The organism is Stenotrophomonas maltophilia, from assembly GCF_900186865.1.
GTDB classification, from domain to species: Bacteria; Pseudomonadota; Gammaproteobacteria; order Xanthomonadales; family Xanthomonadaceae; genus Stenotrophomonas; species Stenotrophomonas maltophilia.
In genome coordinates, this window is sequence record NZ_LT906480.1 from 1637747 (window position 1) to 1662404 (window position 24658).

Below are 24658 nucleotides of genomic sequence, written 5' to 3' on the forward strand. Positions count from 1 at the left end.
CGCACCCGCAGCCGTCCATAACAACGCCAGCCCCCGGGCTGGCGTACAGGAAAAGGGGACGGAGGGGATTAAGTCGTAAATGGCAGGCCATGCGCTTATGCCGAAAACGACTTAATCCCCTCCGTCCCCTTTTTCGCATGGCCCACACATTGCCGGTCATAGGCTGGGCCGGTTCCAAGGCAGGTTGTCACCGCAGCACATTCGGGGGGATCCGGGATGGGTAGAAGTGGCACGGACCAGCAGAGCCGGCGGGTGCCGATGACCCGTGGCCTGGGATTGCGCTTTGCGTTGTTGACGGGCATGGCGATCGGGTTGGTCGCGTTGTCCGCGTTGATCCAGGAACTGCAGGCGGCCTCGACGGCCTGGATTGCCGGCCAGGGCTACTGGTCACGGGGGCAGCAGGATGCAACCGCTGCGCTGAGCCGCTACCTGGCGCGCGGCCATGCCCAGGACCTGGATGACGCTCGCCAAGCCCTGCGGATTCCGTTGGGGGATCTGCAGGCCCGGCTGGCGCTGGAACAGGCGGTACCGGACGAGGAGAAGGCCCGGCAGGGCTTCCTGCAGGGTGGCAACGCGCGTGCCGATATCCCGCGCCTGGTGTTCTCGTTCCGCTATGCACGCGACATCGGTGCATTCCGGGAAGCAACCACGCTGTGGCGCCAGACCGATAATGATCTGTTGGCCGTGCAACGGCTGGTTGCCGAGCTGCAGTCGGGGCATGCGCAAGGTGTGCTGCCAGTGGCGGAGCGCGACCGGTACCTGCAACAACTGCGTGATCTGGACCGGCGGCTGCAGGTCCAGGCGCAGGCATTTTCGCAAGCGTTGCTGCGCATGGCCACGATGGTACGGATCGCCACGCTTGTGGTCGGCGGGTTGTCGGTGCTGGCGATCAGCCTGATGGCGGTGGCCCTCGCGCGCCGCGTCGGCAAGGACCTGACCGAGCATGAAAGCCGCTTCCGTGCGGCCTTCTACCAGGCCAATGTCGGCATGCTCAAGCTCGACACCGACGGCAAGGTGATCGAAGCCAACCAGGCGATGGCCGACATCCTCGACTACCGACGCGACGTGCTGCTGCAGATGTCGCTCGGCGATCTGTTGATGGAAGGCGAACTGGTCATCGATGGCGTCGGCCGCATCGACTGGGACCGGCAGCTGCGGCCGAGTGAACTGCGCTTCTGCCGCCGCGATGGCAGCCTGGTGTGGGGGCGCTGGAGTGGCACCGGCGTGCGCAGCGCGGGAGGCGGCCTGTCGGTGTTTGCGATCATCGAGGATGTCAGCCAGAACCATGCATTGGTACGTGAGATCGAGCATCACGCCAGCCACGATCCGCTGACCGGCCTGATCAACCGCCGCGAGATCGAGCGGCTGCTGGAGCGTGCGCTGCTGCAGGTACGCAGTGATGGCGGTACGCATGCGCTGTGCTACATCAACCTGGACCACTTCAAGCTGGTCAACGACAGCTTCGGCCATGCCGCCGGTGACCAGATGCTGCGCAGTTTCGCCGACTATCTGGTGGCGGCCGTGCGTGACGGTGACTGGGTCGGCCGGCTGGGTGCCGACGAGTTCGCCGTGTTCCTCGCCCATGCCGGGCAGGACGAAGCCAAGCGGGTGCTGCAGCGGGTGATCCGCAATCTGGGGCAGGCGACGTTCCCGGTCAGCGAGGGCAGCCCGCAGCTGAGCTGCAGCATCGGCGTGGTCGAGGTCAGTGCAGATGCGCCGGACGTGAACTGGTTGATGAGTGCTGCCGACAGCGCCTGCTATGCTCCAAGCAGGCCGGGCGCAACCGCGTGCACTGCTTCAATGAGAACCGCATGGCGCTGGAGGAGCGGCGGCAGGAGGCCGAGCGCCTGCAGGGCGTCAGCCTGGCGATGGCCGAGAATCGCATGCTGCTGTATGCACAGCGCATCGCCCGCGTGGGCGATCCGTCCTACCTGCACTACGAGGTGCTGGTGCGCATGCGCGGTACCGATGGCAGCCTGCATCTGCCCGGCCAGTTCATGCCGGCGGTGGAGCGCTATGGCATGGCAGTGGCGCTGGACCGGCACGTGCTCGGGCTGCTGTTCCGCCACCTGCAGGTGTGCCCGGCGCACGTGCGCCAGCTGGGCCTGTGCAACGTCAACGTGTCCGCGCAGTCGATCGCCGAGCCGGGATTCCTCGCCTTCGTCTGCGACCTGCTCGAGCGCAACCGCGCGCTGGCCTCCAAGTTGTGCTTCGAGATCACCGAGACTGCGGCGATCAGCAACCTCAGCCAGGCCCGCGCCTTCATCGATGCGGTGAAGGCACGGGGGTGCCGGATGGCGCTGGATGACTTCGGCTCCGGCCTGTCTTCCTTCGGCTACCTGCGCCAGTTGCCGGCGGACATCCTGAAGATCGACGGCGCCTTCGTGCGCGACATGGATACCGACCCTGTCAGCCACGCCACGGTGCGCGCGATCAGCGAGCTCGGGCGCGAGCTGCAGATGGAAGTGGTGGCCGAGTGGGTGGAGACCGCCGAGGTCGCCGGTGCGCTGACCCGGCTTGGCGTGCAGGGGCTGCAGGGCTATGCCATCGAACGGCCGCAGCCGCTGGAGCGGCTGACCCTGGTCGATCTGCGCCCGGTACGGCTGGTCGCGGTGAAGGGGCCGCCGGCGGCTGGCTGAACCGCGGGCGCCGACTTTGGTCTACACATGCGTGGCGTGCCCGGCTGCGATAATGCGCGCCAGGGGCGGCGCGCAGTGGGCGCGGACGTAAGCAGGAACAGGACGTGGCGTGGGCGGCAGGCAGTGGCGGTATGGAACAGGAGCGGTGCTGGCCGTCCTGATGGTGTGGTTGGCGTTGCCGTGGCCGCTTCAGGCTGCAGAGGCCGTGTCGGGCCATGATTATCTCCTGGTCGGCGGCGCTACCGACGAGCCGACGCCGCACCGCGCATGCACGCCGCAGATGCTGTCCGGCGCCCGCCAGCAGGTGCTGGTACCGGCTCCGCCGCAGGGCTGGTCAGGGCAACCGCAGGCGCTGGACGTGTTCAACGTCTTTGCCGGTGAAGTGCGCGTCCAGCATGGCGACCGCGAGATCTGCGGCAACATGCACGATGCGCGCACCCGCGATTCACGTTTCCGGGCTGGCATCGGCCTGGTGGCCGTGCCGCCGGCCGGCAGCCATGAGCCGTTCCTGGTCTCCTGGCAGACACCGCTGAAGGCACGTTGGGTGCCGACCCTGCGGCTGGGCGCGCCCAGCCCGGTGCAGCAGAACGACACCGCCCGCCTGCTGGTGCGCGCGGCCTGCATCGCGGTGGCGATTGCGCTGGCGCTGTCGGCGTTGATGGCCTTCCTGACCACCCGGGACCGCAGTTTCCTGGTCTACATCGCCGGCACCACCGTGATGGTGCTGTGGCAGGCCATCCTCGGCGGGCTGAGCGGCTATCCGGAACCCTGGCTGCCGGTGGGCGAGCACGGCGCCTGGTGGCTGCTGGCGCTGACCGCTGCGACCCAGGCACTGGTGCTGCCGGCGCTGTGGCGGCTGAACGGAGGCGACCGCGTGCTGCCTCGATCGCGCCCGGCCCAGCTGGCGGTGTTGTGGACCCTGATGGCGCTGGCCGTGCTGGTGCCGTGGCTGCGCTGGGAGCATCTGGCCTGGGTCGCGAAGGGCTTGCAGGTGTCCTATCTGTCCGGATGTGGCCTGGCACTGATGGTCGGCGTCTGGGCACGCTGGCGCGGCGACCGTTGGGCACAGGCGGGTCTGGCCGCGCTGGCACCGATGCTGGTACTGATCATCGCCGATGCCTGTGGTGCGGCGTGGCTGCTGGAATACCGGGTGGAGGCGCTGCAGCTGGCGGTGACCTGGCTGTTGATGATGGCCGCGTATGCGTTGAACCAGCGGCTGGGCCGGCTGCGCCAGCAGCGTGATGAACTTCGCCAGCTGGCCGAGACCGATGGCCTGACCGGGCTTCCCAACCGTCGCGCCGGACTGCAGCAGCTGGCCCGCCATCTGGAACGGGTGGACCGTGAGCGCGGCCCGTTGGTGATCGGCTTCCTCGACATCGACCTGTTCAAGGACATCAACGACCGCCACGGCCACGCAGTGGGCGACCAGGTGCTGGTGGCGGTGGCGCGTGCCCTGCGCGCGGCGGTGCGCAGCCAGGACGAAGTGGTGCGGATGGGCGGCGAAGAGTTCCTGCTGCTGATGCCCGGCATGCCGCGCGAGGCGGCGTCGGCGCGGCTGGACCGCCTGCGCCAGCGCATCACCGAGGCTGGCCAGGCCCTGCAGGTGCCGGGGCTGGAGGTGACCGCCAGCATCGGCCTGGCGCAGTGGCGACCGGGCGAGGACGATCTGGCCGGGCTGCTGCGGCGCGCCGACCATGCCATGTACGTGGCAAAGCGGGCGGGCCGCAACCGGGTCTTCGACGGTGAGGAGCTCGATCCGCCCGCCCTGGCATGAAGCGCAGCGGGCGGCGATGCCGGATAATGGGCCGATGACCACCCGACTCAACAAACATATCGCCGACACCGGCTTCTGCTCCCGCCGCGAGGCCGATCGCCTGATCGCCGCGCGCCGCGTTACCGTCAACGGCCATCCGGCCGGTACCGGCGCGGTGGTGGGCGAGGAAGACCAGGTGCTGGTCGACGGCCAGCCGCTGCGCGCCCGCGTGGCACGCAAGCCCGGCGCCCGCCGCCACGTCTACATCGCATTGAACAAGCCGGTAGGCGTCACCTGCACGACCGAAACTTCGGTCAAGGGCAACATCGTCGACTTCGTCGGCCACGAACAGCGCATCTTCCCGATCGGCCGCCTGGACAAGGAATCCGAGGGGTTGATCCTGATGACCAGCAACGGCGACATCGTCAACCAGATCCTGCGCGCCGAAAATGGCCACCAGAAGGAATACCTGGTGGCGGTGAACAAGCCGGTCACCGATGAGTTCCTGCGCGGCATGGCGCGCGGCGTGCGCATCCACGACCAGATGACGCTGCCGTGCAAGACCTCGCGCATCGCCAAGTTCGGCTTCCGTATCACCCTGCAGCAGGGCCTGAACCGGCAGATCCGCCTGATGGCCGCCGAATTCGGCTATCGCGTGACCCAGCTGCGCCGCGTGCGCATCGACAACATCAAGATCGGCGCGCTGAAGCCGGGCCAGTGGCGCAACCTGACCGAGCAGGAACTGCAGGGCCTGCTGCCGAAGCAGCTGGACTGGTAACGCGCGGTAGTGCCGGCCGCTGGCCGGCTGCTCCAGCCATCGAGAGAGCGCGGGATGCCGGCCAGCGGCCGGCACTACGCGTTGTGCGGATTACGCGCCGGCATCAGCTAGACTTTGCAGTGACCTGCCGGAACGTGACGCTGCATGATCAAGCCCGACAAGCCTGCCAACGAAGCCCTTCGGCTCCAGGCGCTGTACCGCTACCGGATCCTTGATTCGCAGCGCGAGAAGTCATTCGACGACCTGGTGGCGATCGCCAAGGCGGTCTGCGGTACCTCGATGGCGGCGGTGACCCTGATTGACGTCGAACGGCAATGGTTCAAGTCGATCCAGGGCATCGACGCGGCGGAAAACCTGCGCAGCGAATCGATGTGTGGCCACGCCATCCTGCAGCCGCACCAAATCATGGTGGTCGAGGATGCGTTGCAGGACATCCGCTTCCATGACAACCCGGTGGTGACCGGCGACCCGCACATCCGCTTCTACGCCGGTGCGCCGCTGATCAGTTCCGATGGCCTGCCGCTGGGTACGCTGTGCGTGTTCGATGCACAGCCGCAGCACCTGCCCAGCGACAAGGCCGAGGCGCTGGCCGCGCTTTCACGGCAGGTGATGCTGGTGATGGAGCTGCGCCGTTTCGCGCTCGACATCCAGAAGCACATGCTGGAACGCGATGACTACGAGCGCCTGCTGTCGGAGTACCAGGACGTGCTGCTGGCGCAGAATGCCGACCTGGCCGAACAGAGCCGCACCGATGCGCTGACCGGCCTGCCCAACCGCCGCGCGATGGCAGCGGCACTGGAAGAGGCGGTTGCGGAGATCGATGGGCAGCCGGGAGTAGCCTGCGTGGCCCTGCTGGACATCGACCATTTCAAGCACATCAATGACTTCCAGGGCCACGCCACCGGCGACCGGGTACTGGCCGAGCTGGGCGTGCTGCTGCGTTCGCATTTTGCCGGCCGTGGCATGGCCGCGCGCTATGGCGGCGAGGAGTTCGTGGCGGTGATGCCGGGCACTGATCTGCGCACGGCCGAACTGCAATGCGAGTTCCTGCGCCTGGCCGTGGCGGATCTGCCGCTGGGATTCCCGGTCACGATCAGCATTGGTGTGGCCCAGCACCAGCCCGGTGAAAGCGTGGATGAGATGCTGGCGCGCGCCGACAAGGCGCTGTACCGGGCCAAGGGCAACGGTCGCAACCGGGTGGAGCTGGCGGGCTGAAACACGGCGGTTCGCGCGTTGAACGCATGCGACGCGTGGATGATTCGATGCCGCTCCAGTAGATCCACGCCATGCGTGGATGCTCTTCCCGTTTCACTTGGCGTCGCAGCTCCTGCGATCAGAACCGGCCAGCATGACGTCCCTGTTTCCACGGATACCAGCCATGCTGCAGACCCTGGCCATCGCCCACTATCGCTCGCTGCACGGGCTGGTACTGCCGCTGCAGCCGTTGAACGTGGTCACCGGTGACAACGGCAGTGGCAAATCCAGCCTGTACCGCGCGCTGCGCCTGCTGGCGGAAACCGCCCAGGGCGGCGTCGCGGCGGTGCTGGCCCGCGAAGGCGGGCTTGGTTCGGCGCTGTGGGCCGGCCCCGAATCCATCGATCGCCGGGTTGCGGCCGGCGAGATCCCGCTGCAGGGCGGACCCCGGCAGGCGTCAGTGGGGCTGAAGCTGGGATTCACCACCGACGAGTTCGGCTATGCCATCGACCTGGGCTACCCGCCACCCAGCCGTTCCGCGTTTGCGCTGGATCCGCAGATCAAGGCGGAGGCGATCTGGGCCGGGCCGTTCCTGCGCAGCGCCAACCTGCTGGTCGATCGCCGTGGGGCAATGGTGCGCCAACGCCATGCGCACGGCTGGGATCTCGTGGATGACCGGTTGTCGCTGTTCGACAGCCTGTTCACCCAGGTCGGCGATCCGCAGCGCATGCCGGAAACCATCGCCCTGCGTGAGTACATCCGTCGCTGGCGCTTCTACGATCATTTCCGCAGCGACGCCGATGCCCCGGCGCGACAACCGGCGATGGCAACGCGCACGCCGGTGCTGCATCACGACGGGCGGGATCTGGCGGCGGCCTGGGTGACCATTCTCGAGATCGGAGATCCGGTTGCGTTGGCACGCAGTGTCGATGATGCCTTCCCCGGCGCCACGGTCGGCTTCGAAGAGCTGGACGGTCGACTGGCCCTGCGATTCCACCAGCCCGGGCTGCTGCGGCCGTTGTCGATGGCCGAATTGTCTGACGGTACCCTGCGATTCCTGCTGCTGGCCGCGGCACTGCACACGCCGCGGCCACCGCCGCTGCTGGTGCTGAACGAGCCGGAGACCAGCCTGCATCCGGACCTGCTGCCGGCGCTGGCGCGGCTGATCATCGCCGCCAGTGCGCGCAGCCAGGTGTGGGTGGTGTCACACGCCAGCCGGCTGATCGCGGCGTTGGAGCAGGCGCCGGGCTGCCACTCGCTGCATCTGCACAAGGAACAGGGCCGCACGCTGCTGAGCGGGCAGGGCCTGCTGGATGCGCCGGCCTGGCATTGGCCGCAGCGTTGAGACATCGATCCGGATCCGGTAGATCCACGCCATGCGCGGATGCATTCAATCGGCGATGTTGCGTGCTTCGGCCGTGCCAAGGATTTCCGGGTGCTGCACCGGCTTGCGGCGGTTCAGCAGCGGATGCAGGAACACCGCGCCGACAATGATGGCCACGCCCAGGTAGAACCACGGCGTGACCTCGTGCTGCTCGCGCAGCAGCACCACCGCCAGCACCACCGCATAGACCGGTTCCAGGTTGGTCACCAACTGCACCGTATAGGCGCTCAGGTGGCGCAGTGCGACCAGGGCCAGGGCGAACGGCAGCAGCGTGCAGAACCCGGCCAGCACCAGCAGCAGGATGCCGTCGTGCAGATTCGGGACCACCCACAGCGGGCTGGCCAGTGCTGGCAGCAGGTAGGGCATCAGCGGTGCCAGCAGGGTCAGGGTGAGGGTGCCGGCACCCAGCTCCAGTGCGGTGACCGTGAGCGGATCGGCGTGGCTGACCATGCGTTTGTTGAGCGAGCCGAACACCGCCACCAGCAGCGCCGATATCGCGCCGATCAAGACACCCAGGCGCATGCCATCGGGCACGCCACCGACCACCAGCGCAACACCCGGCAGCACCGCCAGGCCGAACGCCAGTTCACGTAGCTGGAACGGCCGCTTGGCGACCCAGGGTTCGATGATCGAGGTGAACACCGGCGCCAGTGCAATGCAGGTGGCGGCCACCGAGGCATTGGCCAGTTTCACCGCGCCGTAGAAGGTCAGCCAGTGCAGGGCGACCAGCGCACCGATGCCGGCGTAACCGGCCACCAGCCGCAGGGGCAGGGTGCGCAGCCCGCGCCAGACCCGCGGCAGCAGGGCCAGCATCGCCGTCACCAGCAGCATGCGCCACCACACCAGCGGCAATGCGGGCAGGGTGATCAGCTTGCCGAGGATGGCGGTGACGCCCCACAGCAGGACACAGAAGTGGATCTGCCACAGCGCTTTGCGGGTGTCGGGTGTGCTCATCCGCCTATTGTGAGGCAAGGCGAACGTCGCAGCGCTACCCGCGTGTGGGATCGCTGCCCTGGTCAACCCGCCGCTGCAGTGCCATCGCCGCCGCCGGGTTGCGTGCCTTGCCCGCGCCGATGCACAGCAGGTAGACCTCGCGCGGGGTTTCCGGAGCTGGCGCGGCCAGGCAGGGCAGGTCATCCACTGGTTCACCGCGTGACCAGCGGCGTGCGCGTTCGGCCCAGCGCTGCTGCACGGGCGCCGGCAGGCCCTCGTTCAAGCGGGCCTGGCTGCGCTTGATTCGCGCATAGACGAAGCCGGCACTGACATCGCCGTGCAATGGCGCCTCGTCGCTGTCCTCGATCACCAGCGCCACGCCATGGCGGCGGGCGGCGTCGACCAGTGCCGGGCCATGTGCCTCGGCGTTGCGGACCTCCAGCGCATGCTGCAGCGGCACCCCGTCCAGCTGCTTCGGCAGCTGTGCCACCAGCCGTTCCAGTGCTTCGGCGTCGGCCGGATGCCGTGGATCGAACTGCCACAGCAGCGGGCCCAGCCGGTCACCGAGCGCGGTCGCCGCCTGCAGGAAGGGCGCGGCCGCCTCGACCGTGCTGGACAGGTCGCGGCGCTGCACCAGGTAGCGTGGCGCCTTCATCGAAAACCGGAAGCCTTCCGGCGTCTGTGCGGCCCACTGCGCGCACTGCGCGGCGGTGGGCGTGCGGTAGAAGGTGCCGTTGATTTCGATGCAACGCATGGCACGGCTGGCATGGGCCAGTTCTTCACGCTGCGGCAGGCCCACGGGGTAGAAAACGCCGCCGCGCCATTCGGGAAACACCCAGCCACCGATGCCGCAGCGGATCGTTCCGGCGGTCACTGGCCGTGGTCCGCGCGCCACGGGTCGTAGCTGCCGAACCACCACAGGTAGCCTTCCGGGTCGGCGCAGGCATAGCCACGACCGCCGTAGTCCTGGTCGGCGATGTCGATGACGATTCGGGCACCGGCGGCCTTGGCCCGGGCGTAGTGCGCGTCGGCATCGGTGACGATCACGCAGGCACTCTGCGTCTGGCGGCCGCCGACCTCATCAGGCATCGCCGCATGCTCGCTCCACGCGCTCTGGTTGCTGGCCGAGCCCAGCATGATCATGCCGGTGCCGAAGGTCAGCTGCGCATGGAACACCGTATCGCCATCGGCGTAGACGGCCTGGGCATGGAAGCCGAAGGCGCGCTGCAGCCAGTCGATGGCAGCCTGCGCATCGCGGTAGCGCAGGCACGGAATGATGGTGGAGCCGCTGCTCGGTTGGCCGTTCCCGCCCATGACACCCCTCCTATGGCACAGGGCAGGGTGCAACGCAGAACGTTACCATCCCGCGAAACCCCGGTGACGGCCTGCACATGGCCGCCACCCCTGTTCGGAGATCGTGCTGGATGAAACCCTGGATTGGAGGAGCCGTGCTGCTGGCGTGCACGACCATGGCGAGCGCTGCCACCCCGGCGCAGCTGCAGGAGCTGGATGCAACCGTCGAGCGCGTGCGCGCGCAGTTCGACGTGCCCGGTATTGCGGTGGCGGTGGTCAAGGATGGCGAGGTGGTGCTGGAGCGCGGCTGGGGCGTGCGCGAGCAGGGCAAGCCGGAACCGGTGCAGGCCGATACGCTGTTTGCCATTGCGTCCAATACCAAGGCGTTCACCGCCACCTCGCTGAACCTGCTGGCCGAGGACGGCAAGCTGAAGATGGACGACAAGGTGATCGACCACCTGCCGTCGTTCCGCATGTCCGATCCGTTCGTGACCGGCCAGATGACCATCCGCGACCTGCTGTCGCATCGCAGCGGACTGAGCCTGGGCGCCGGTGACCTGTTGTTCTGGCCGACCACCTCCTACAGCAATGCCGAAGTGGTGGAACGGCTGGGCAGGGTGCCGCTGAAGGGTGGATTCCGCGAGGGCTATGCGTACGACAACATCCTGTACGCGGTCGCCCAGCAGGTGATCGAGCATGTTTCCGGCATGAGTTACCAGCAGTTCCTGCAGACCCGCATCTTCGACAAGGTGGGCATGGCCGGCACGCGCTACAACGCCGATCACCTGAAGCCGGGCGACAAGGCCGCGGTCGGCCACGCCAAGTACGATTTCAAGGACCTGCGCACCGTCGCGCCGCTGACCTGGTCGAACAATGCCGGCGCCGGCGGCATCTATTCCAGCGCGCACGACATGGCGCGCTGGATGCAGGTGCAGCTGGCCGAAGGCAAACTGGCCGACGGCACGCCGTTGTTCTCCGAGAAGAGCCAGCAGCAGATGTGGCGGATGATCACGCCGCAGTCGATCCCGGCGCCGAGCGTGCCGGAGCTGGCACCGGCGCGGGCCAACTTCGCCGGCTATGGCGAAGGCTGGAGCCTGAGCGACTACCGTGGGCAGAAGCTGGTCTGGCACACCGGTGGCTGGCCGGGCATGGTTTCGCGGCTGACCCTGGTACCGGGCGAGAAACTGGGCGTGGTGGTGCTGACCAATCAGGAAGTGGGCGCGGCGTTCAATGCGATCACCCTGAGTGTGCTCGATGCCTACCTGGGCGGTGAAAAGCATGACTGGGTGGACGCCTATGCCAAGGCCGTGGCCAAGGGACAGGACAAGGCCGACGAGGCGTGGGCCAAGCACCAGAGCGCGCGCGACAAGGGCAGCAGGCCGTCGCTGGCGCTGGCCGGCTACACAGGCATGTTCCGCGACCGCTGGTATGGCGACATGCAGGTCAGTGCCGAGGGCAAGGGACTGCGCCTGCGCTTTGCCAAGACCGCGCAGCTGAGCGGACGCCTGGAGCACTGGCAGCACGACACCTTCATCGTGCGCTGGGACGACCGTTCGCTCAACGCCGACGCGTTCGTGAACTTCAGCCTGGACCCGGACGGCAAGGTGCGCGAGGTGCGCATGCAGCCGATTTCCGACCTGACCGATTTCAGTTTCGATTTCCAGGACCTGCTGTTCACCCCAGTGAAATGACGCCGCCGGGCGTGGCCCGGCGCTGACGTTTGACGAATCCGATGGGTAGTGCCGGCCGCTGGCCGGCAACCTCATGATCCCCGGATGCGTCGCAAGGGTGCCGGCCAGCGGCCGGCACGACCGCAGCCGCAGCGATCGTCGGCCGGCGTACACATGCGGCATGGGATACTCCGCCAGCTAAAGATGGCGAGGGAATGCGATGTTCCGTTGGTTTGAATCCCTGATTCCGGTGTTCCCGCCCGTGGACGGGCGGATGCCTCCGCGCAAGGTGCTGCCGTTCTACCTGCACTACCTGCGCCCGGTGTGGCCGGTGCTGCTGGCCACGCTCATCGCCGGCCTGCTGCTGGCGCTGGTGGAAGTGGCGATGTTCGATTACCTGGGCCGCATCGTCGACATGGTTGCCGAGCAGCCCGGTGCCGACTTCTTCAAGCGCCATGCCAACGACCTGGGCTGGATGCTGTTCATCACGGTCATCGCGCGTCCGATCCTGGTCGGCCTGCACAACCTGCTGGTCAACCAGGCCATCGTGCCCGGCCTGAGCAACCGCTCGCGCTGGTTGATGCACAACTATGTGGTGCGGCAGAGCCTGAGCTTCTTCCAGAACGACTTCGCCGGCAGCGTCGCCAACCGGGTGATGCAGACCGGTACCTCGCTGCGCGAGTCGGCGGTGCAGATGGTCGATTCGCTCTGGTACATCGTGGTCTATACCGGCACCGCGCTGTACCTGTTCGCGCAGGCCGACTGGCGGCTGATGGTGCCGCTGATCCTGTGGCTGCTGGCCTATGCGGTGATCATGGTCTACTTCGTGCCGCGCGCGAAGGAACGGGCCTGGATTGCGTCCGAAGCGCGTTCCAAGGCGATGGGCCGCATCGTCGATGGCTACACCAACATTCCCACGCTGAAGCTGTTCGCCCATGGCGGGCGCGAGCAGGCTTACGTGGCCGAGTCGATCCAGGAACTGGCGGTCAAGCACCGCGCGCAGACCCGGGTGACCACCGGCATGGACCTGACCATCGCCATCGTCAACGGTTTCCTGATCGCCGGTACCTGTGGGCTGGCGCTGTGGCTGTGGAATGGCGGCCACATCACCGTCGGTGCGATCACGCTGGCGACCGGCCTGGTGATCCGCATCCACAACATGTCCGGCTGGATCATGTGGACCATCAACGGCATCTTCGAGGACATCGGCACGGTGCAGGATGGCATCACCACCATCGCCCAGCCGCTGACCGTGCAGGACCGCGAGGATGCGGTGCCGTTGCAGGTGACCCGTGGCGGCGTGCATTTCCAGGACATCCACTTCCACTACGGCAAGAAGGGGGGCGTGATCGCAGGCCTGGACCTGGTGGTGAAGCCGGGCGAGAAGATCGGCCTGGTCGGTCCTTCGGGGGCCGGCAAGTCGACCCTGGTCAATGTGCTGCTGCGCCTGTACGACCTGGAAAGCGGCCGCATCCTGATCGACGGCCAGGACATTGCCTACGTCACCCAGGAAAGCCTGCGCCAGCAGATCGGTGTGGTCACCCAGGACACCTCGCTGCTGCATCGCTCGATCCGCGACAACCTGCTGTACGGCCGTCCAGACGCGACCGATGAGCAGTTGCGCGCTGCCGTGGTCAAGGCGCGTGCCGAAGCCTTCATCGACACGCTGGTGGACGGTCAGGGGCGTCGCGGCTACGACGCGCATGTCGGCGAGCGTGGCGTGAAACTCTCCGGCGGCCAGCGCCAGCGCATCGCCATTGCCCGCGTGCTGCTGAAGGACGCTCCGATCCTGGTGCTGGACGAAGCAACCTCGGCACTGGACTCGGAAGTGGAAGCGGCGATCCAGGACAGTCTGGATGAGCTGATGGGCGGCAAGACGGTGATCGCGATCGCGCACCGGCTGTCGACCATCGCGCGCATGGACCGGTTGGTGGTGATGGACCAGGGACGCATCGTGGAGACCGGCACCCATGCCGAGCTGATTGCGGCCGGTGGCCTGTACGCACGGTTGTGGGCGCGACAGACCGGTGGATTTGTTGCTGCCGATCAATGATCGCTTCGGGGTCGGATCCCTTTCCGCAGGAAAGGGCTCTGACCCCAGCGTGTTTCCGGAGACCTGCATGATCCGCCCCCTGCGCTCGCTGTTGCTGGCACTCAGCCTGGTTGCCACGGTTGCCACGGCTGCGCCGGCACCCATGGACGGCGACCAGCTCGAGCAGGTCGTCCTGCTCAGCCGTCACAACCTGCGCGCGCCGGTGGTAGCCTCCGGCGCGCTCGCCAACGCGACGCCCGAGACCTGGCCGCGCTGGGAGGTGGCACCGGGCGAGCTGACTACCAAGGGAGGCGTGCTGGAGGTCTACATGGGCCGCTACATCGCCCAGTGGCTGCGCCAGGCGCAGCTGTTGCCGGTGTCGGGTTGCCCGCAGGAGGATGACTTCCACGCGTACGCCAACAGCCTGCAGCGCACCCAGGCCACCGCGCAGTTCTTCGTTGCCGGTGCTTTCCCGGGCTGCCATGTTTCGGTCGAACAGCGCATGCCGCTGGGCTCGATGGATCCGTTGTTCGATCCGGTGATCCGCCGCGACGACGCGGCATTCCGCACGCGCGCGCTGGAGTCAATGCAGCGAGCGCTGGCCGCAGCGGACCTTGCACCGGCTCTGTCCGTGGTGGAAGAGATCACCCGCTATCCGCAGTCGGCGGCATGCAAGGGGCACAGCGACTGCCATCTGGCGCTGGCCGATACCACCTTCAGTACGGAACCGGGCAAGGAGCCTCGCGCGTCCGGATCACTGGCGCTGGCCAGCGGGATGGTCGATGCCTTGTTGATGGAGCACTACCAGGGCAGTGGCATCCCCCGCGAAGGCTGGGGCCGGTTGACCACCGAGGCGCAATGGCAGGCGCTGGCGCAGATCCGCAACCGCTACCAGGACATCCTGTTCGGAACGCCCGAGGTGGCGCGTGATGTGGCCGCTCCGCTGCTGACAAGAGTGAATGCGTTGTTCGACGACCCGGCGTCGCCGAAGGTGACCCTGCTGGTCGGTCACGATTCCAACATCGGCTCGGTGCTGGCGGCGTTGGGAATCAGCGACTACAGCCTGCCGGGCCAGTACGAGAAGACGCCGATCGGCGGCCTGCTGCAGTTCGAACGCTGGCGTGATCGCCACAGCGGGGTGGAACGGATCCGCCTGGCCTACGTCTACCCGACCACCGCGCAGCTGCGCGATGCGCTGCCGCTGGCCAACGCGCAGCCGCCGGGCCGCGTCGTGCTGCGTGTGCCGGGGTGCGCGGCTCAGGGGTGCACCGTCGCCGAGTTCCAGCGCCTGCTGCATCCGAAAGCCCGCTGAGGCGCGCTGCTAACGCAGCGGCGTGCGCACGATGCCATGCGTGGCCATCAGCGTAAGGTCGCCGCCCAGCCGTGGCGAGTGGAACGGGCCGCGTGCATGCGCGGCGTCGAACACGCCGCCGTCAGGTGAGCGCAGGCGGTAGAACTCGACCCAGCCGCTGGCCTGCAGGGGCAACTGGGCAACGCCGGTGTGCTGGTTGAACCATGCAGGGTCCTTGCTGCCTTCGATGACGCGGCGGGCAAGGCGGTCAATTGCATGGTCCTTGCTGGCATACCAGTCCTGGCCGCGCAGCCGCGCCAGCTCGGCCATCATCACCAGTGGCGCCAATGCGTAGTCGTGATAGTGCAGGGCCCGTTGCCCGCGGGCCATCTCCAGCGGCAGGCTGCCATCGTCCTGGATGTCATCGATGCCCTTCTGGAACGCGGCGTGGCCGGCCTGCCATAGGGCGTCGTCGTCGGTGGCCAGTCCGGTGGCCAGCACGCCCAGCCCGCCCCAGTAGTAGTGGTTGTTGCGGCGCCGTTTCGGATTGTCCCAGTACGCCAGATTGGCCCGTGCCAGCTTCTGCAGCCACGGATCGATACGCGCACGCTGCTGCGGGTTGGCCTGGTCATGCACTTTCAGGTAGGCCATGGCTACCGCATCGAGCATCCACTGCCGCATGTAGAACGACTGATCGTTGTTGACCCGGATCATCTGCCCGAGCATGGCGCCGTCGTCGGCCCACGCACCCAACCAGCTCAGCGTGCACTGTGCCGCTGCCGGGTCACCGTTGCGCAGGTAGTCATCGCTCATGCGCGCCACGTCGGCGGCATAGCGGTCCAGCGGTGCAGTGGCGTCCTTGTTCTGCTGGTTCAGTACCGGGTCGATGATCGAGCCGACTTTGTCGGTGTAGTAGCCAAGCGCGCGGATGTCCAGCTGGCCGGGCGGCGGCGCGGGGCAGGCGGCGAAGGCACCCGCACTGGCCAGCAGCGTGGGCAGCAGGGCGAGGCGCAAGGGGAGAGACATTGGAAACCGGCGGAAGGGGGAATCCGGCGAACGATGCGCCTGGCCATGTTGCCGGCATGTGATGCGGAGATGGTCTGGCGATCCCCCACAAACAGATCGGCCCGGGTTTCCCCGGGCCGCTCCGCTTCAACTCACACCACCCCGATCACTCGATCGGCTGGTCCAGCATCAGCTGGCGTGCGAAACGCACCGGCGGTGCGCCGTAGGACAGTACCTGGTCGTGGTACGCCTTCAGGTTGAACTTGTCGCCCAGCTTCTCCTGCACCGCCTTGCGGGTGTCGAAGTGTTCCTGCGCACCGACGAAGTAGGTCGGTAGCTGTGCCGAGGTCAGCTGTGCACGCACCCACTTGCCCGCCGCTTCGCTTTCCTGCTGGAACGCGTCGTGGGTCATCAGGTGCATTGCCTTCTCGCGATCCCAGTTGTCCACGTGCACGCCCTGGTCGAGGATCGCGTTGGAGATCGTGCGCAGGTAGAACTTCAGCTGCACCAGGTGGAACAGCGGGTCGTTGTTGAGGTAGCCCTGCTCCTGCATCATGCGCTCGGTGTAGACCGCCCAGCCTTCGGCGAACAGGCCTGAACGCAGCACCGCACGCAGGGTGGAGGGGAACTTGGCCGAATGCCAGCCTTCCAGGTAGTGGCCCGGGGTGCCTTCGTGGATGCTCAGCAGGTGGATCATGCGCGAGTTGTACTCACGCAGGAACGAGTCGACCTGCTTGTCGTTCCAGTCGTCCGGAATCGGCGACACGGCGTAGAAGGTCTTCAGGTTCTTGTCCAGCGGACCCGGTGAATCACAGTAGGCCACGGCCACGCCACGCTGGAATTCCGGCATCAGGATGATGTCCACCGGCGCGTCGGGCAGCGTCATCAGATCGTGCTCGCGCACGAACGCGGTGGACTGCTCCAGTGCGGCCTTGGCATCGTCGACGACCTTGTCGCGTGCCGGCTTGTCGGCGTAGGCCAGCTCCAGCGCAGCTTCAATGGCCTTCTGCTGCTGCTCGTCGGTCGGCTGGGCCGGCATCTCCGGCGCACCCGGCTTGTCCTTCAGCACGGTCTGCGCGATGCCGTACATGTCTTCGCGCACGCGCTTGAGTTCAGCGCGTGCACGCTCACCGATCTCCTGGCGCGACAGCGAGGAGCTCAGCGCGAACTTCAGCTTCTGGTCGTACTTTTCCGCACCGATGCGGAAGTCGCCCTTGGCATTCGGCACCAGGGTCTTGTCCAGCCAGGTCTGCTGGTCGTCCACCGCCTTCTTCAGGCCGTCGATGGCGGCCTGCAGGCGCTGCTGGTCGGCCTGCGGCAGTTCACCGATGTGCGGGGTGATGAAGGTATCGACGATGCTGAGGATGCCCTTGTTCTGCTTGGCCACCGTTTCGGCGTGGATCTTCGGCACCCGTGCCGGATCCAGGTTCTCGCGGGCCTGGGCGAAGATCGCCGGCAGCTTTTCCATGCGCGCGGTGGCCGACTTCAGGCGCTCCGGGAGCGGCGCGAACTCGCGCGCCATCAGGCCGTAGATCGCGCTGCCGGCGATGCCGTTGTACAGCTGCGGGTCCCACTTGCCGGACTGCAGCACTTCGGCGTTCCATATTTCCGACTGCAGCTGGTTGCGCAGGATCGCTGCGTCCACCTGGTTCTCGCGGCCCAGCTTGGCCACCTCGATCTTGTCCAGCTCGCCCAGCAGCGCCTTGTAGGCGGCCAGGGTCTTCTGCTGGCCGGCGGCACTGAGGTCGTCCAGCTCGCTGTCGTAGCGGTGGTCACCGATCTGGGTAGCGCTGACCGGCGACAGCTGCATCCAGGTGTCCAGGGCGCGCTTGGACAGGTCGGCGAAGGCGGCATCGACCGCCGCGTCACCGGCCTGCTGGCTGGTGGCCGGGGTGGAAGCGTTGGTCGGGGCGTCGGCCGGCTGGCAACCGGCCAGCGCGGCGACCAGGGCGAGGGCAAGAAGATGCGGGCGCATCGGCGTTCCTGTACGGGGTCAAACCCTGAGCATAGGGCCGCGTGGCTGCTTTGTCCCCGTGCCATAGGATTACCATGGGCGCAGACAAGGACCCTCCAAAGGAGCGCAGAACATGGAATACCAGGGAAGCTGCCATTGCGGCAGGATCGCATTCACCGTACAGGCCGGGGCGCCGATCAGCGACGTCATCGACTGCAACTGCTCGATGTGCCGCCGCCGTGGCAGCCTGCTGTGGTTCGCCCCGCGCGAAGCGTTCCAGCTGAGCACCGATCCGGCGGACCTGGCCACCTACCACTTCAACAAGGCCCACATCGACCATCACCATTGCCGCGAATGCGGCATTGCCCCCTACAGCGAGGCGGTGGATCCACGCAGCGGTATGCCGATGGTGGCGGTGAACGTGCGCTGCGTGCCTGCAGTGGATCTGGCCACGCTGGCGGTGACCTCCTACGACGGGGCCGCACTGTGAGGCCGGTGCGCGCGTGGACGTGCATGGCAGCAATGCCGGTGCTGCTGCTGGCGCTGGGCGCCTGCGCCAAGCAGGGCGACATGGCGGCGGATGCGGGCGCCACGGCGGCCGAGGCTGCCATCGCTTCACCGGAAGGCGCATTCCTCCCCTACGAACACGACGTGCAGGTGCAACTGGAAGCGGCGCAGATCGCACCGCGCATCCAGCAGGTGGCACAGGCCTGCCAGAGCGCGAAGTTCGGTGACTGCGCGGTGCTGCAGGTAGACCAGCGCAGCGGCGAGCAGCCCAGCGGCGAGGTCAAGGTGCGGATTGCACCGAAGGGCACCGAGCCGTTGATCGCGTTGGCCGGTGAGGGCGGCACGCTGCAGTCGCGCAACACGCGTGCCGAGGACCTCGCGCAGGCCGTGGCCGACACCGCGCTGACCAAGGCGCGGCTGGAGAAGGAACACGCGCGGCTGCTGGCCTACCAGGACCGCAAGGACCTGAAGATCGAGGACCTGATGGCGATCACCACGCGGCTGTCCGAGATCGAGGCGGGTGTCGAGCAGGCCAGCAAGGATGCCGCGCAGCAGCGCCGGCGCATCGATACCCAGCTGGTGACGATCCATTTCGATACCACGTCCGGCCAGCGCAGCCGCAGCGAGATCGGCGAGGCGCTGAGCGAGTCGGGCAGCATCCTCAGCAGCAGCGTTGCGTTCCTGATCCGCGCCGTTGCCGCGCTGCTGCCGGTGGCGGTGCTGGCCTTGATCGCGGCCTGGGGTGTGCGGGCATGGTGGCGCCGCCGCCGTCGCAAGCTGCCGCCCAACCTCTGAGGTGGAGGCTGATGCCGGCAGCCCGCCGGCATCAGCCCTCGTCGGTCTCGTACTCGACGAACACATCCAGCTCCAGCGCCAGTTCCTGCACTGCGTCGCGCACCTTCTGCGCGGTGCTTTCATTGCCGACTTCCACTTCCAGCTCATGGATGCCCGGGCCGATGTCGTCGGACAGCCCGGCCGAGCTGGAATCGTCGTCGTCCATGTGCGGCATCAGATCGTCGGTTTCCTCGACATGCTCGATGCCCTCCAGGCCGAGCAGCAGGTCGCTGATGGCACGGGCGTCGTCTTCAGTTCCGGTGATGCGCAGTCGCAGCATGGCCATGGCGTAGGTACGTTGTGGAGTTGCCTGCAGCCTAGCCAGCGCCGGGCAAAGAACGGGTGAGGGTGCAGTCAGGCGCGTGTGGCCGGACGCCCGAGCAGGCTGTCCGGCAATGCGGGAATCGGTGTGCGTTCGTCCTGCGCCTGCTCCAGCAGCCAGTCGATGAACAGGCGCGCGGCCGGGCTGGGCGGTTGTCCTTCGGCATGCACTACGTGATACGCATAGCGCGCCTTCAGCGCCGGGCCGGGCAGGCGCACCACCTCGTAGCGCTGCAGATAGGGCTGGGCGATGTGGGTGCGCGCCAGCACCGCGCCCATGCCATACACCGCAGCACGCATCGCATCGGTGCTGTCGGCGAAGGTGTGCATGGGTGGCAGCGGCGACGGCGTGCGCACGCCGGCGTGGCGGAACCAGTCGCGCCAGCCCTGCGGCGACAGGTCGGTGAGCAGCGGCAGGTCGGCGATGCGCGCCGGATCGACCAGCGTTTCGACGCCGGCCAGTGCCGGTGAGGCGACCGGGAACAGGTAGTCATCCATCAGGTGCTGCGCACGCAGGCCGGGCCATTGGCCCAGGCCGTAGCGGATGCCCACTTCCGGGCCGTTGTCGTCATAGCGATCCAGCCCGCTGCCGGTATGCAGTTCGATGCGGATGTGCGGGTAGGCCTGGGTGAAGCGCGGCAGCCGTGGCAGCAGCCAGCAGTAGGACAGCGAGCGCAGCGTGGTGATCCGCAGCGGCACGCTGTCGGCATCCGGCTGCAGGTGATGGGCGACGGCCGCGACATCGGTGAAGGCGGCGCTGGCGGCGTCGGCCAGTTGCCGGCCCTCGGCGGTCAGGCGCACGCCACGCGCGTGGCGCAGGAACAGGCGCACCTCGAGCACCTCTTCCAGGCGGCGCACGTGGTGGCTGACCGCGCTGGCGGTCAGGTGCAGCTCCTGCGCGGCCTGGGCGAAGTTCTGGTGGCGCGCGGCGACCGCGAACACGGCCAGTGCGGGTAGCAGGGAAGGGCGTAGCAGCATGTCGAGCCTCAAACCATATTTGTGGCTGGCAGCGATACTACGCGCTTGTGCGGCGGGCGTCTGCGCCTGATCCTATCCGCCTTGGCGAGGAATTGACGATGTACGGAGGCAAGGCATGAATGCGGTCCCACAGGCGGCCGAGCGCGATTGGCGCACGCCGCTGGAATTGACCCTGCTGGGCGCCATCTGGGGCTGCTCGTTCCTGTTCATGCGGGTGGCGGTGCCGTCGTTCGGCCCGTTCGCGCTGGTCGAAGTGCGGCTGGTGCTGGGTGCGCTGGTGCTGCTGCCGTTCCTGTGGCGCGCCCGCGCGCAGTTCCCGCCGCGGCGCTGGCTGTGGCTGGCACCGATCGGCCTGATCAACTCGGCGTTGCCGTTTGTGCTGTTCGCCTATGCAGCGGAACAGGCGCCGGCGGCGATCGGCGCGATCTGCAATGCGATGACCGTGCTGTTCGCCGCGCTGATCGCCTTCCTGTTCTTCGGCGAGAAGATCGGCTTGCGCCGCGCCGGTGCCTTGCTGGTTGGCTTCGCTGGCGTAGTGGTGCTGGCCACCGCCAAGGTTTCCGGCCTGAGTATCGGCACCGCGGTGCTGGCCGGTGCGGCGGCTTCGCTGCTGTACGGCCTGGGCGTGAACCTGGTGAAGCGGCACATGACCGGCCTGCCGTCGGCGGCCGCGGCGGCGGCAACGCTGTCGTGTGCCTCGCTGTGGATGCTGCCGATGGCGGTGACCCACTGGCCGCAGGCGGCGATTCCGCTGAAGGCGTGGGGCGCGGCGATCGCACTGGGCGTGGCCTGCACCGGGCTGGCGTTCCTGATGTTCTACCGCCTGATCGGCCGTATCGGCCCGTCACGGGCGTCGACGGTGACCTACCTGATTCCGCTGTTCGGCGCGGCGTTTGCGTGGTTGTTCCTGGGGGAGGCGGTGACGGTGCAGATGTTGATTGCGGGTGTGTTGATTCTGGGTAGCGTGGCGGTGAGCCAGAAGGGCTGAGCGCGCCGACGCACTGGTAGTGCCGGGCGCTGCCCGGCAGCTCTTTTCCAGGCCTGCGGAGAGGTGTCACTTTCTTTGCTCTTGCAAAGAAAGTAACCAAAGAAACACGCCGCCGAGCCGCGAGCCGCCGTGCTTCGCACGTCGGTCCCCTGCGCTTCTCGGTGAATCAGGGGACGGTGTGCACAAGGCAGCCGACTAGCTGTGTAAACCCACCACGTTGTTCAGCAGGACTCTGGAAATAGGTGGCTGGCCACCGATCCCCATGTGAGGGCGGTGCCAGTTGTAGTGGTGCAGCCATTGGGTCAGCACGGAATTGCGCTGGTCCGAGGAGGCGTATTCGCGGGCGTAGGCCCATTCGCGCAGGCTGGTTTGGATGAAGCGCTCGGCTTTGCCATTGGTCCGCGGCGTGTAGGGCTTGGTTCTGATGTGCTTGATGCCAAGGGATTTGAGCAGTTTGGCAAAGGCGGTGGAGCGATAGCAGGCACCGTTGTCGGTCAGGATCCGCTTGAAGGTGATTCCCAGGCTGGCGTAGTACTGCAGAGCGCCCAGCAGCGCCTGGCAGGCGGTTTCGGCCTGTTCGTTGGGGTGGACGCTGCTGAAGGCGACCCGGGAGTGATCGTCGATGGCCACGTGGACGTAGCCCCAGCCACCGCCAGCGGCGTTTCCCCGACGTTTGGCATCGGTTCTGTGCCCTGGCCGCTGGAAGTTGCCCAGCTTCTTGATGTCCAGGTGCAGCAGCCCTCCGGGCTGATCGTATTCGTATCGGATGACCTCCTTGGGCGGTTCAAGCCGACACAGCCGATTGAGGCCGTGGGCACGCATCAGCCTTGAAATCGTACTGTGGCCGACCCCCAGCGCCTTGGAGATGGTCAGGTAGGTCTGCCGTTTACGGCGTGCTCCTTGATTTGCTCGATTACCGGAGCAGGTGTGGCATGCGGCGTCTGGTGAGGCCGTGAGCTGCGGTTTTCCAGCCCCGGTGCCCCGAACTGGCGGAATCGGGCCAGCCATTTGTAGGCCGTACGCACACTTACGCCGCATGCTTGGGCTGCTTCCTCTGGGCGCAGGCCCTCGTGGAGGATGCGGCGAATAAGAAGTGCTCGACTATGGACGGTCAAACGGGCATTTTTATGGTGGTTCATCCGGGCTCTTTGGGGTCTGGAGAGGTGTGGTAACCACCATTTTCCAAAGATGTCCCGGATGAACAACGTACAGAGAGATCACAACTAGCAGTCGGCTCTACAGGACATCGGCACCTCTTCACCCCTGATTCCCCTGCGATGCTCGGCTCGCTCAAGGCGGACCCAAGGTCAAGAGCCACAGCTGCACGACGATGCTTGGTAGTGCCGGGCCGGGCCCGGCGAGCGAAGCGACCGCTTCTGCTTTTGATCTTGGATCCGCCTTGAGCGCAGGGCACCGGTGCGTAGCACCGGCTCGCGGCCGGCGGAACGTTTCTTTTGGTTACTTTTCTTTGCGTACAAAGAAAAGTAACGCCCATGAACGGTGAAGCACCTTCAGCACGCGCAACGTGCAGGAAGCCAGGCTCCTACCGCACCGGCACCGGAATATTGCAGAGATCGATATGCCCCGCCGGACGCTTGTAGAAATCATCCACGCGATTACGCCGTGCCTCCACCGTATCGGCAAAGGTCTTCGAATCGGTACGCAGCACCTGGATCGGCGTGCGCTCTGCCGTCGGTACGTCGCTGGCACGGCGGATCGACACGATCGGCGTACGCAGCTTCGGGTCGGTGTAGAAGCCCATCGGTGCCGGTCCGCGCGGCGTTGCGCTGAGCAGTTCCATGCCCTTCAGCACGCGACCGACCAGCGTGATGTTGCGGTCCAGCTGGCGCGGCGACTGGCCGGTCACCACGTACAGTTCGGCGCCGATGCTGCTGTCTTCCTCGTTGCTGCGGCCGGCACCGAGCATGCCGTAGCAGTGCGCCAGCCAGGTCTTGCCGGCCTGCGGGTCCTGGCCCACCGGGAAGCCATCGACGAAACCGGTCTGCGCGGCCCAGCCATCGCGGTCGGGCAGCACGCTGACCTTCAGGCCCGCGCTGGCACGTTCGAATTCGGCCGGCAGCTTGCGCGCGGCACTGCCGAACGGCCTGGCTTTGGCCGCGTCATCGGCGTCGGCATCGCCGAACTGCACCACGAAGTTGTCCTGTGAGCGGTAGATGCTGGTGCCGTCCCAGAAGTGCTCATGGGCGAAGGTCTGGATGTTGGCGACATGGCGCGGGGCGAACTGCGGCGCCAGCTCGATGATCACCCGTCCAGCCGGCAGGTCCATGTACAGCAGGTTGGCCGGGTCCGGGGTACGCCAGTCGCTGGCCGCGGAGGCATCAAGGATCTGCTGCGGGCTGCGGTAGGGCGTTGCCGCGCTGGCCAGCGAGGGCAGCAGGCAGGCCAGGGCGAGGGCGGTCAGGGCAAGACGGCGACGGTGCGGCATGGGATCCCCGGAACATGAACGAGGCTTCGATTCTGCGCGACTAGGGACTGCATCGCCAAGCGGTATATAGGGCAATCCCGTCAGCCTGCGCGCCGCCTCTTGGCCGATCCAATCGGTCCGGCATCAACGTCTATCTTTCTTCTGCAATTAGACCGGAGTAATGGCCGAAGACAGGAACAGGCTCGTAGTTGCCTATTGGGTCGTGCGTAGTCGAACACTCTTCCAGATGATGGGGCGAAAAAGCTTCCTTGATTATGGTGAGCCGACCATCTTCGTTGAAGATATAGCAGGTTCCTTCAGCAACGTTGTCGCTCTTTCCAGTGAATTCCGTGTACACCACCATGCTCAGGAACAGCTTGTCCGGTGCCACCTGCTGAAACTGATACGACAGGCGCTTCCTTAGGTGTTCATCCAGAAAGTCGACGCCAATCATGTCTTTGTCCAACAGCACATCGACGATCGCTGATGGCGTGGTGGGGGAGCCAACGAGAACCGTGTAGCGAGCCTGGCTCTCATGTCTCGATTTGGCCTCGGATTCACTGATTATGTTTCGCGCGGACTTCTTCGCAGAAAACCAGAAGTCGCAATAGTGAAGCTCAGTCATAAGTGGGCATTCCCGGGATCATCTTGCTTGCAGAGGCTGGATCAGACGCTGCGT

At 66.7% G+C, this 24658-nt stretch carries 19 protein-coding genes and 2 pseudogenes; 11 read left to right on the plus strand and 10 right to left on the minus strand.

Annotation, left to right across the window (positions count from 1 at the left end):
• The first annotated feature begins 216 nt into the window (after nt 1-216).
• From CKW06_RS24115 to CKW06_RS07895, 5 genes and pseudogenes are all read left to right on the plus strand, one after another.
• A pseudogene (locus CKW06_RS24115) lies at nt 217-2639 on the plus strand (putative bifunctional diguanylate cyclase/phosphodiesterase).
• A 109-nt stretch (nt 2640-2748) separates the two neighbouring features.
• Nucleotides 2749-4413, plus strand: a complete 1665-nt coding sequence (locus tag CKW06_RS07880) for a sensor domain-containing diguanylate cyclase (protein WP_024956274.1) — start codon at nt 2749-2751, stop codon at nt 4411-4413.
• 34 nt (nt 4414-4447) lie between these two features.
• Complete coding sequence (locus tag CKW06_RS07885) at nt 4448-5170, plus strand: pseudouridine synthase (RefSeq protein WP_005408708.1); 723 nt, start codon at nt 4448-4450, stop codon at nt 5168-5170.
• A 144-nt stretch (nt 5171-5314) separates the two neighbouring features.
• Nucleotides 5315-6385, plus strand: a complete 1071-nt coding sequence (locus tag CKW06_RS07890; protein WP_012479591.1) for a sensor domain-containing diguanylate cyclase — start codon at nt 5315-5317, stop codon at nt 6383-6385.
• A gap of 163 nt (nt 6386-6548) precedes the next feature.
• Nucleotides 6549-7709: an AAA family ATPase gene (locus tag CKW06_RS07895; RefSeq protein ID WP_024956273.1), complete on the plus strand. Its 1161-nt coding sequence runs from the start codon at nt 6549-6551 to the stop codon at nt 7707-7709.
• Between the two features lie 45 nt (nt 7710-7754).
• Here the strand turns inward: CKW06_RS07895 and CKW06_RS07900 are convergent, their stop codons facing one another.
• The 3 genes from CKW06_RS07900 to CKW06_RS07910 are packed head-to-tail and all read right to left on the minus strand — an operon-like array spanning nt 7755 to nt 9995.
• A complete protein-coding gene (locus CKW06_RS07900) occupies nt 7755-8702 on the minus strand; it encodes a DMT family transporter (RefSeq protein WP_012479593.1) in 948 nt (315 codons plus the stop codon).
• Between the two features lie 34 nt (nt 8703-8736).
• A complete protein-coding gene (locus CKW06_RS07905; protein ID WP_024956272.1) occupies nt 8737-9555 on the minus strand; it encodes a DUF72 domain-containing protein in 819 nt (272 codons plus the stop codon).
• The gene (locus CKW06_RS07910; protein ID WP_005412719.1) at nt 9552-9995 is read right to left on the minus strand and encodes a VOC family protein; all 444 of its coding nucleotides are present in this window, start codon (nt 9993-9995) and stop codon (nt 9552-9554) included. The genes CKW06_RS07905 and CKW06_RS07910 overlap by 4 nt, the downstream gene beginning before the upstream one ends.
• 110 nt (nt 9996-10105) lie before the next feature.
• Between CKW06_RS07910 and CKW06_RS07915 the strand changes: the two genes are divergently transcribed.
• The 3 genes from CKW06_RS07915 to agp all read left to right on the plus strand — a co-directional run bounded on the left by CKW06_RS07915 (nt 10106) and on the right by agp (nt 14988).
• Entirely contained in the window at nt 10106-11665 is a 1560-nt protein-coding gene (locus tag CKW06_RS07915; RefSeq protein ID WP_012479596.1) for a serine hydrolase, read from the plus strand.
• A 199-nt stretch (nt 11666-11864) separates the two neighbouring features.
• On the plus strand, nt 11865-13697 hold the full coding sequence (gene smrA / locus CKW06_RS07920; protein ID WP_024956271.1) for a multidrug efflux ABC transporter SmrA: 1833 nt from the start codon (nt 11865-11867) through the stop codon (nt 13695-13697).
• Nucleotides 13698-13764: 67 nt separating this feature from the next.
• The gene (gene agp / locus CKW06_RS07925) at nt 13765-14988 is read left to right on the plus strand and encodes a bifunctional glucose-1-phosphatase/inositol phosphatase (protein ID WP_024956270.1); all 1224 of its coding nucleotides are present in this window, start codon (nt 13765-13767) and stop codon (nt 14986-14988) included.
• Between the two features lie 9 nt (nt 14989-14997).
• Here agp and CKW06_RS07930 read toward each other — a convergent pair whose 3' ends face one another.
• Both CKW06_RS07930 and CKW06_RS07935 read right to left on the minus strand, forming a co-directional pair.
• The gene (locus tag CKW06_RS07930; RefSeq protein WP_024956269.1) at nt 14998-15993 is read right to left on the minus strand and encodes a polysaccharide lyase; all 996 of its coding nucleotides are present in this window, start codon (nt 15991-15993) and stop codon (nt 14998-15000) included.
• Between the two features lie 145 nt (nt 15994-16138).
• Nucleotides 16139-17947 (minus strand): DUF885 domain-containing protein, encoded by a 1809-nt coding sequence (locus CKW06_RS07935; protein WP_024956268.1) that lies wholly within the window; start codon nt 17945-17947, stop codon nt 16139-16141.
• A 112-nt stretch (nt 17948-18059) separates the two neighbouring features.
• On the opposite strand from CKW06_RS07935, the gene CKW06_RS07940 reads away from it, so the two are divergent.
• On the plus strand, nt 18060-18416 hold the full coding sequence (locus CKW06_RS07940) for a GFA family protein (protein WP_024956267.1): 357 nt from the start codon (nt 18060-18062) through the stop codon (nt 18414-18416).
• Nucleotides 18417-18439: 23 nt separating this feature from the next.
• Nucleotides 18440-19228, plus strand: a complete 789-nt coding sequence (locus CKW06_RS07945; RefSeq protein ID WP_024956266.1) for a DUF4349 domain-containing protein — start codon at nt 18440-18442, stop codon at nt 19226-19228.
• 31 nt (nt 19229-19259) lie between these two features.
• On the opposite strand, the gene CKW06_RS07950 is transcribed toward CKW06_RS07945, so the two are convergent.
• On the minus strand, nt 19260-19553 hold the full coding sequence (locus CKW06_RS07950; RefSeq protein ID WP_005408721.1) for a hypothetical protein: 294 nt from the start codon (nt 19551-19553) through the stop codon (nt 19260-19262).
• A gap of 68 nt (nt 19554-19621) precedes the next feature.
• Nucleotides 19622-20566, minus strand: a complete 945-nt coding sequence (locus CKW06_RS07955; protein ID WP_005408722.1) for a LysR substrate-binding domain-containing protein — start codon at nt 20564-20566, stop codon at nt 19622-19624.
• A 115-nt stretch (nt 20567-20681) separates the two neighbouring features.
• Here CKW06_RS07955 and CKW06_RS07960 point away from each other — a divergent pair, with 115 nt between their 5' ends.
• The gene (locus tag CKW06_RS07960; RefSeq protein ID WP_024956265.1) at nt 20682-21554 is read left to right on the plus strand and encodes a DMT family transporter; all 873 of its coding nucleotides are present in this window, start codon (nt 20682-20684) and stop codon (nt 21552-21554) included.
• A gap of 195 nt (nt 21555-21749) precedes the next feature.
• On the opposite strand, the pseudogene CKW06_RS07965 reads toward CKW06_RS07960, so the two are convergent.
• The 3 genes and pseudogenes from CKW06_RS07965 to CKW06_RS07975 form a co-directional block, all read right to left on the minus strand.
• Nucleotides 21750-22693: pseudogene (locus CKW06_RS07965) on the minus strand (IS481-like element ISStma1 family transposase).
• Between the two features lie 404 nt (nt 22694-23097).
• On the minus strand, nt 23098-24000 hold the full coding sequence (locus tag CKW06_RS07970; protein WP_024956306.1) for a peptidylprolyl isomerase: 903 nt from the start codon (nt 23998-24000) through the stop codon (nt 23098-23100).
• 130 nt (nt 24001-24130) lie between these two features.
• Nucleotides 24131-24604 carry a hypothetical protein gene (locus CKW06_RS07975; protein ID WP_024956307.1) on the minus strand — a complete coding sequence of 158 codons (474 nt, stop codon included), beginning with the start codon at nt 24602-24604 and terminating at the stop codon, nt 24131-24133.
• Nucleotides 24605-24658 lie beyond the last annotated feature (54 nt).

Excerpts from the sequence above, each read along its gene's own strand:
- CKW06_RS07955 (WP_005408722.1), bottom strand. The coding sequence starts at position 20,566 with ATGCTGCTACGCCCTTCCCTGCTACCCGCACTGGCCGTGTTCGCGGTC.
- CKW06_RS07900 (WP_012479593.1), bottom strand. The coding sequence starts at position 8,702 with ATGAGCACACCCGACACCCGCAAAGCGCTGTGGCAGATCCACTTCTGT.
- CKW06_RS07890 (WP_012479591.1), top strand. The coding sequence starts at position 5,315 with ATGATCAAGCCCGACAAGCCTGCCAACGAAGCCCTTCGGCTCCAGGCG.
- CKW06_RS07970 (WP_024956306.1), bottom strand. The coding sequence starts at position 24,000 with ATGCCGCACCGTCGCCGTCTTGCCCTGACCGCCCTCGCCCTGGCCTGC.
- CKW06_RS07895 (WP_024956273.1), top strand. The coding sequence starts at position 6,549 with ATGCTGCAGACCCTGGCCATCGCCCACTATCGCTCGCTGCACGGGCTG.
- CKW06_RS07945 (WP_024956266.1), top strand. The coding sequence starts at position 18,440 with ATGGCAGCAATGCCGGTGCTGCTGCTGGCGCTGGGCGCCTGCGCCAAG.
- CKW06_RS07910 (WP_005412719.1), bottom strand. The coding sequence starts at position 9,995 with ATGGGCGGGAACGGCCAACCGAGCAGCGGCTCCACCATCATTCCGTGC.
- CKW06_RS07975 (WP_024956307.1), bottom strand. The coding sequence starts at position 24,604 with ATGACTGAGCTTCACTATTGCGACTTCTGGTTTTCTGCGAAGAAGTCC.
- CKW06_RS07930 (WP_024956269.1), bottom strand. The coding sequence starts at position 15,993 with ATGTCTCTCCCCTTGCGCCTCGCCCTGCTGCCCACGCTGCTGGCCAGT.
- CKW06_RS07950 (WP_005408721.1), bottom strand. The coding sequence starts at position 19,553 with ATGGCCATGCTGCGACTGCGCATCACCGGAACTGAAGACGACGCCCGT.
- smrA (WP_024956271.1), top strand. The coding sequence starts at position 11,865 with ATGTTCCGTTGGTTTGAATCCCTGATTCCGGTGTTCCCGCCCGTGGAC.
- CKW06_RS07960 (WP_024956265.1), top strand. The coding sequence starts at position 20,682 with ATGAATGCGGTCCCACAGGCGGCCGAGCGCGATTGGCGCACGCCGCTG.
- CKW06_RS07885 (WP_005408708.1), top strand. The coding sequence starts at position 4,448 with ATGACCACCCGACTCAACAAACATATCGCCGACACCGGCTTCTGCTCC.
- CKW06_RS07940 (WP_024956267.1), top strand. The coding sequence starts at position 18,060 with ATGGAATACCAGGGAAGCTGCCATTGCGGCAGGATCGCATTCACCGTA.
- CKW06_RS07915 (WP_012479596.1), top strand. The coding sequence starts at position 10,106 with ATGAAACCCTGGATTGGAGGAGCCGTGCTGCTGGCGTGCACGACCATG.
- CKW06_RS07935 (WP_024956268.1), bottom strand. The coding sequence starts at position 17,947 with ATGCGCCCGCATCTTCTTGCCCTCGCCCTGGTCGCCGCGCTGGCCGGT.
- agp (WP_024956270.1), top strand. The coding sequence starts at position 13,765 with ATGATCCGCCCCCTGCGCTCGCTGTTGCTGGCACTCAGCCTGGTTGCC.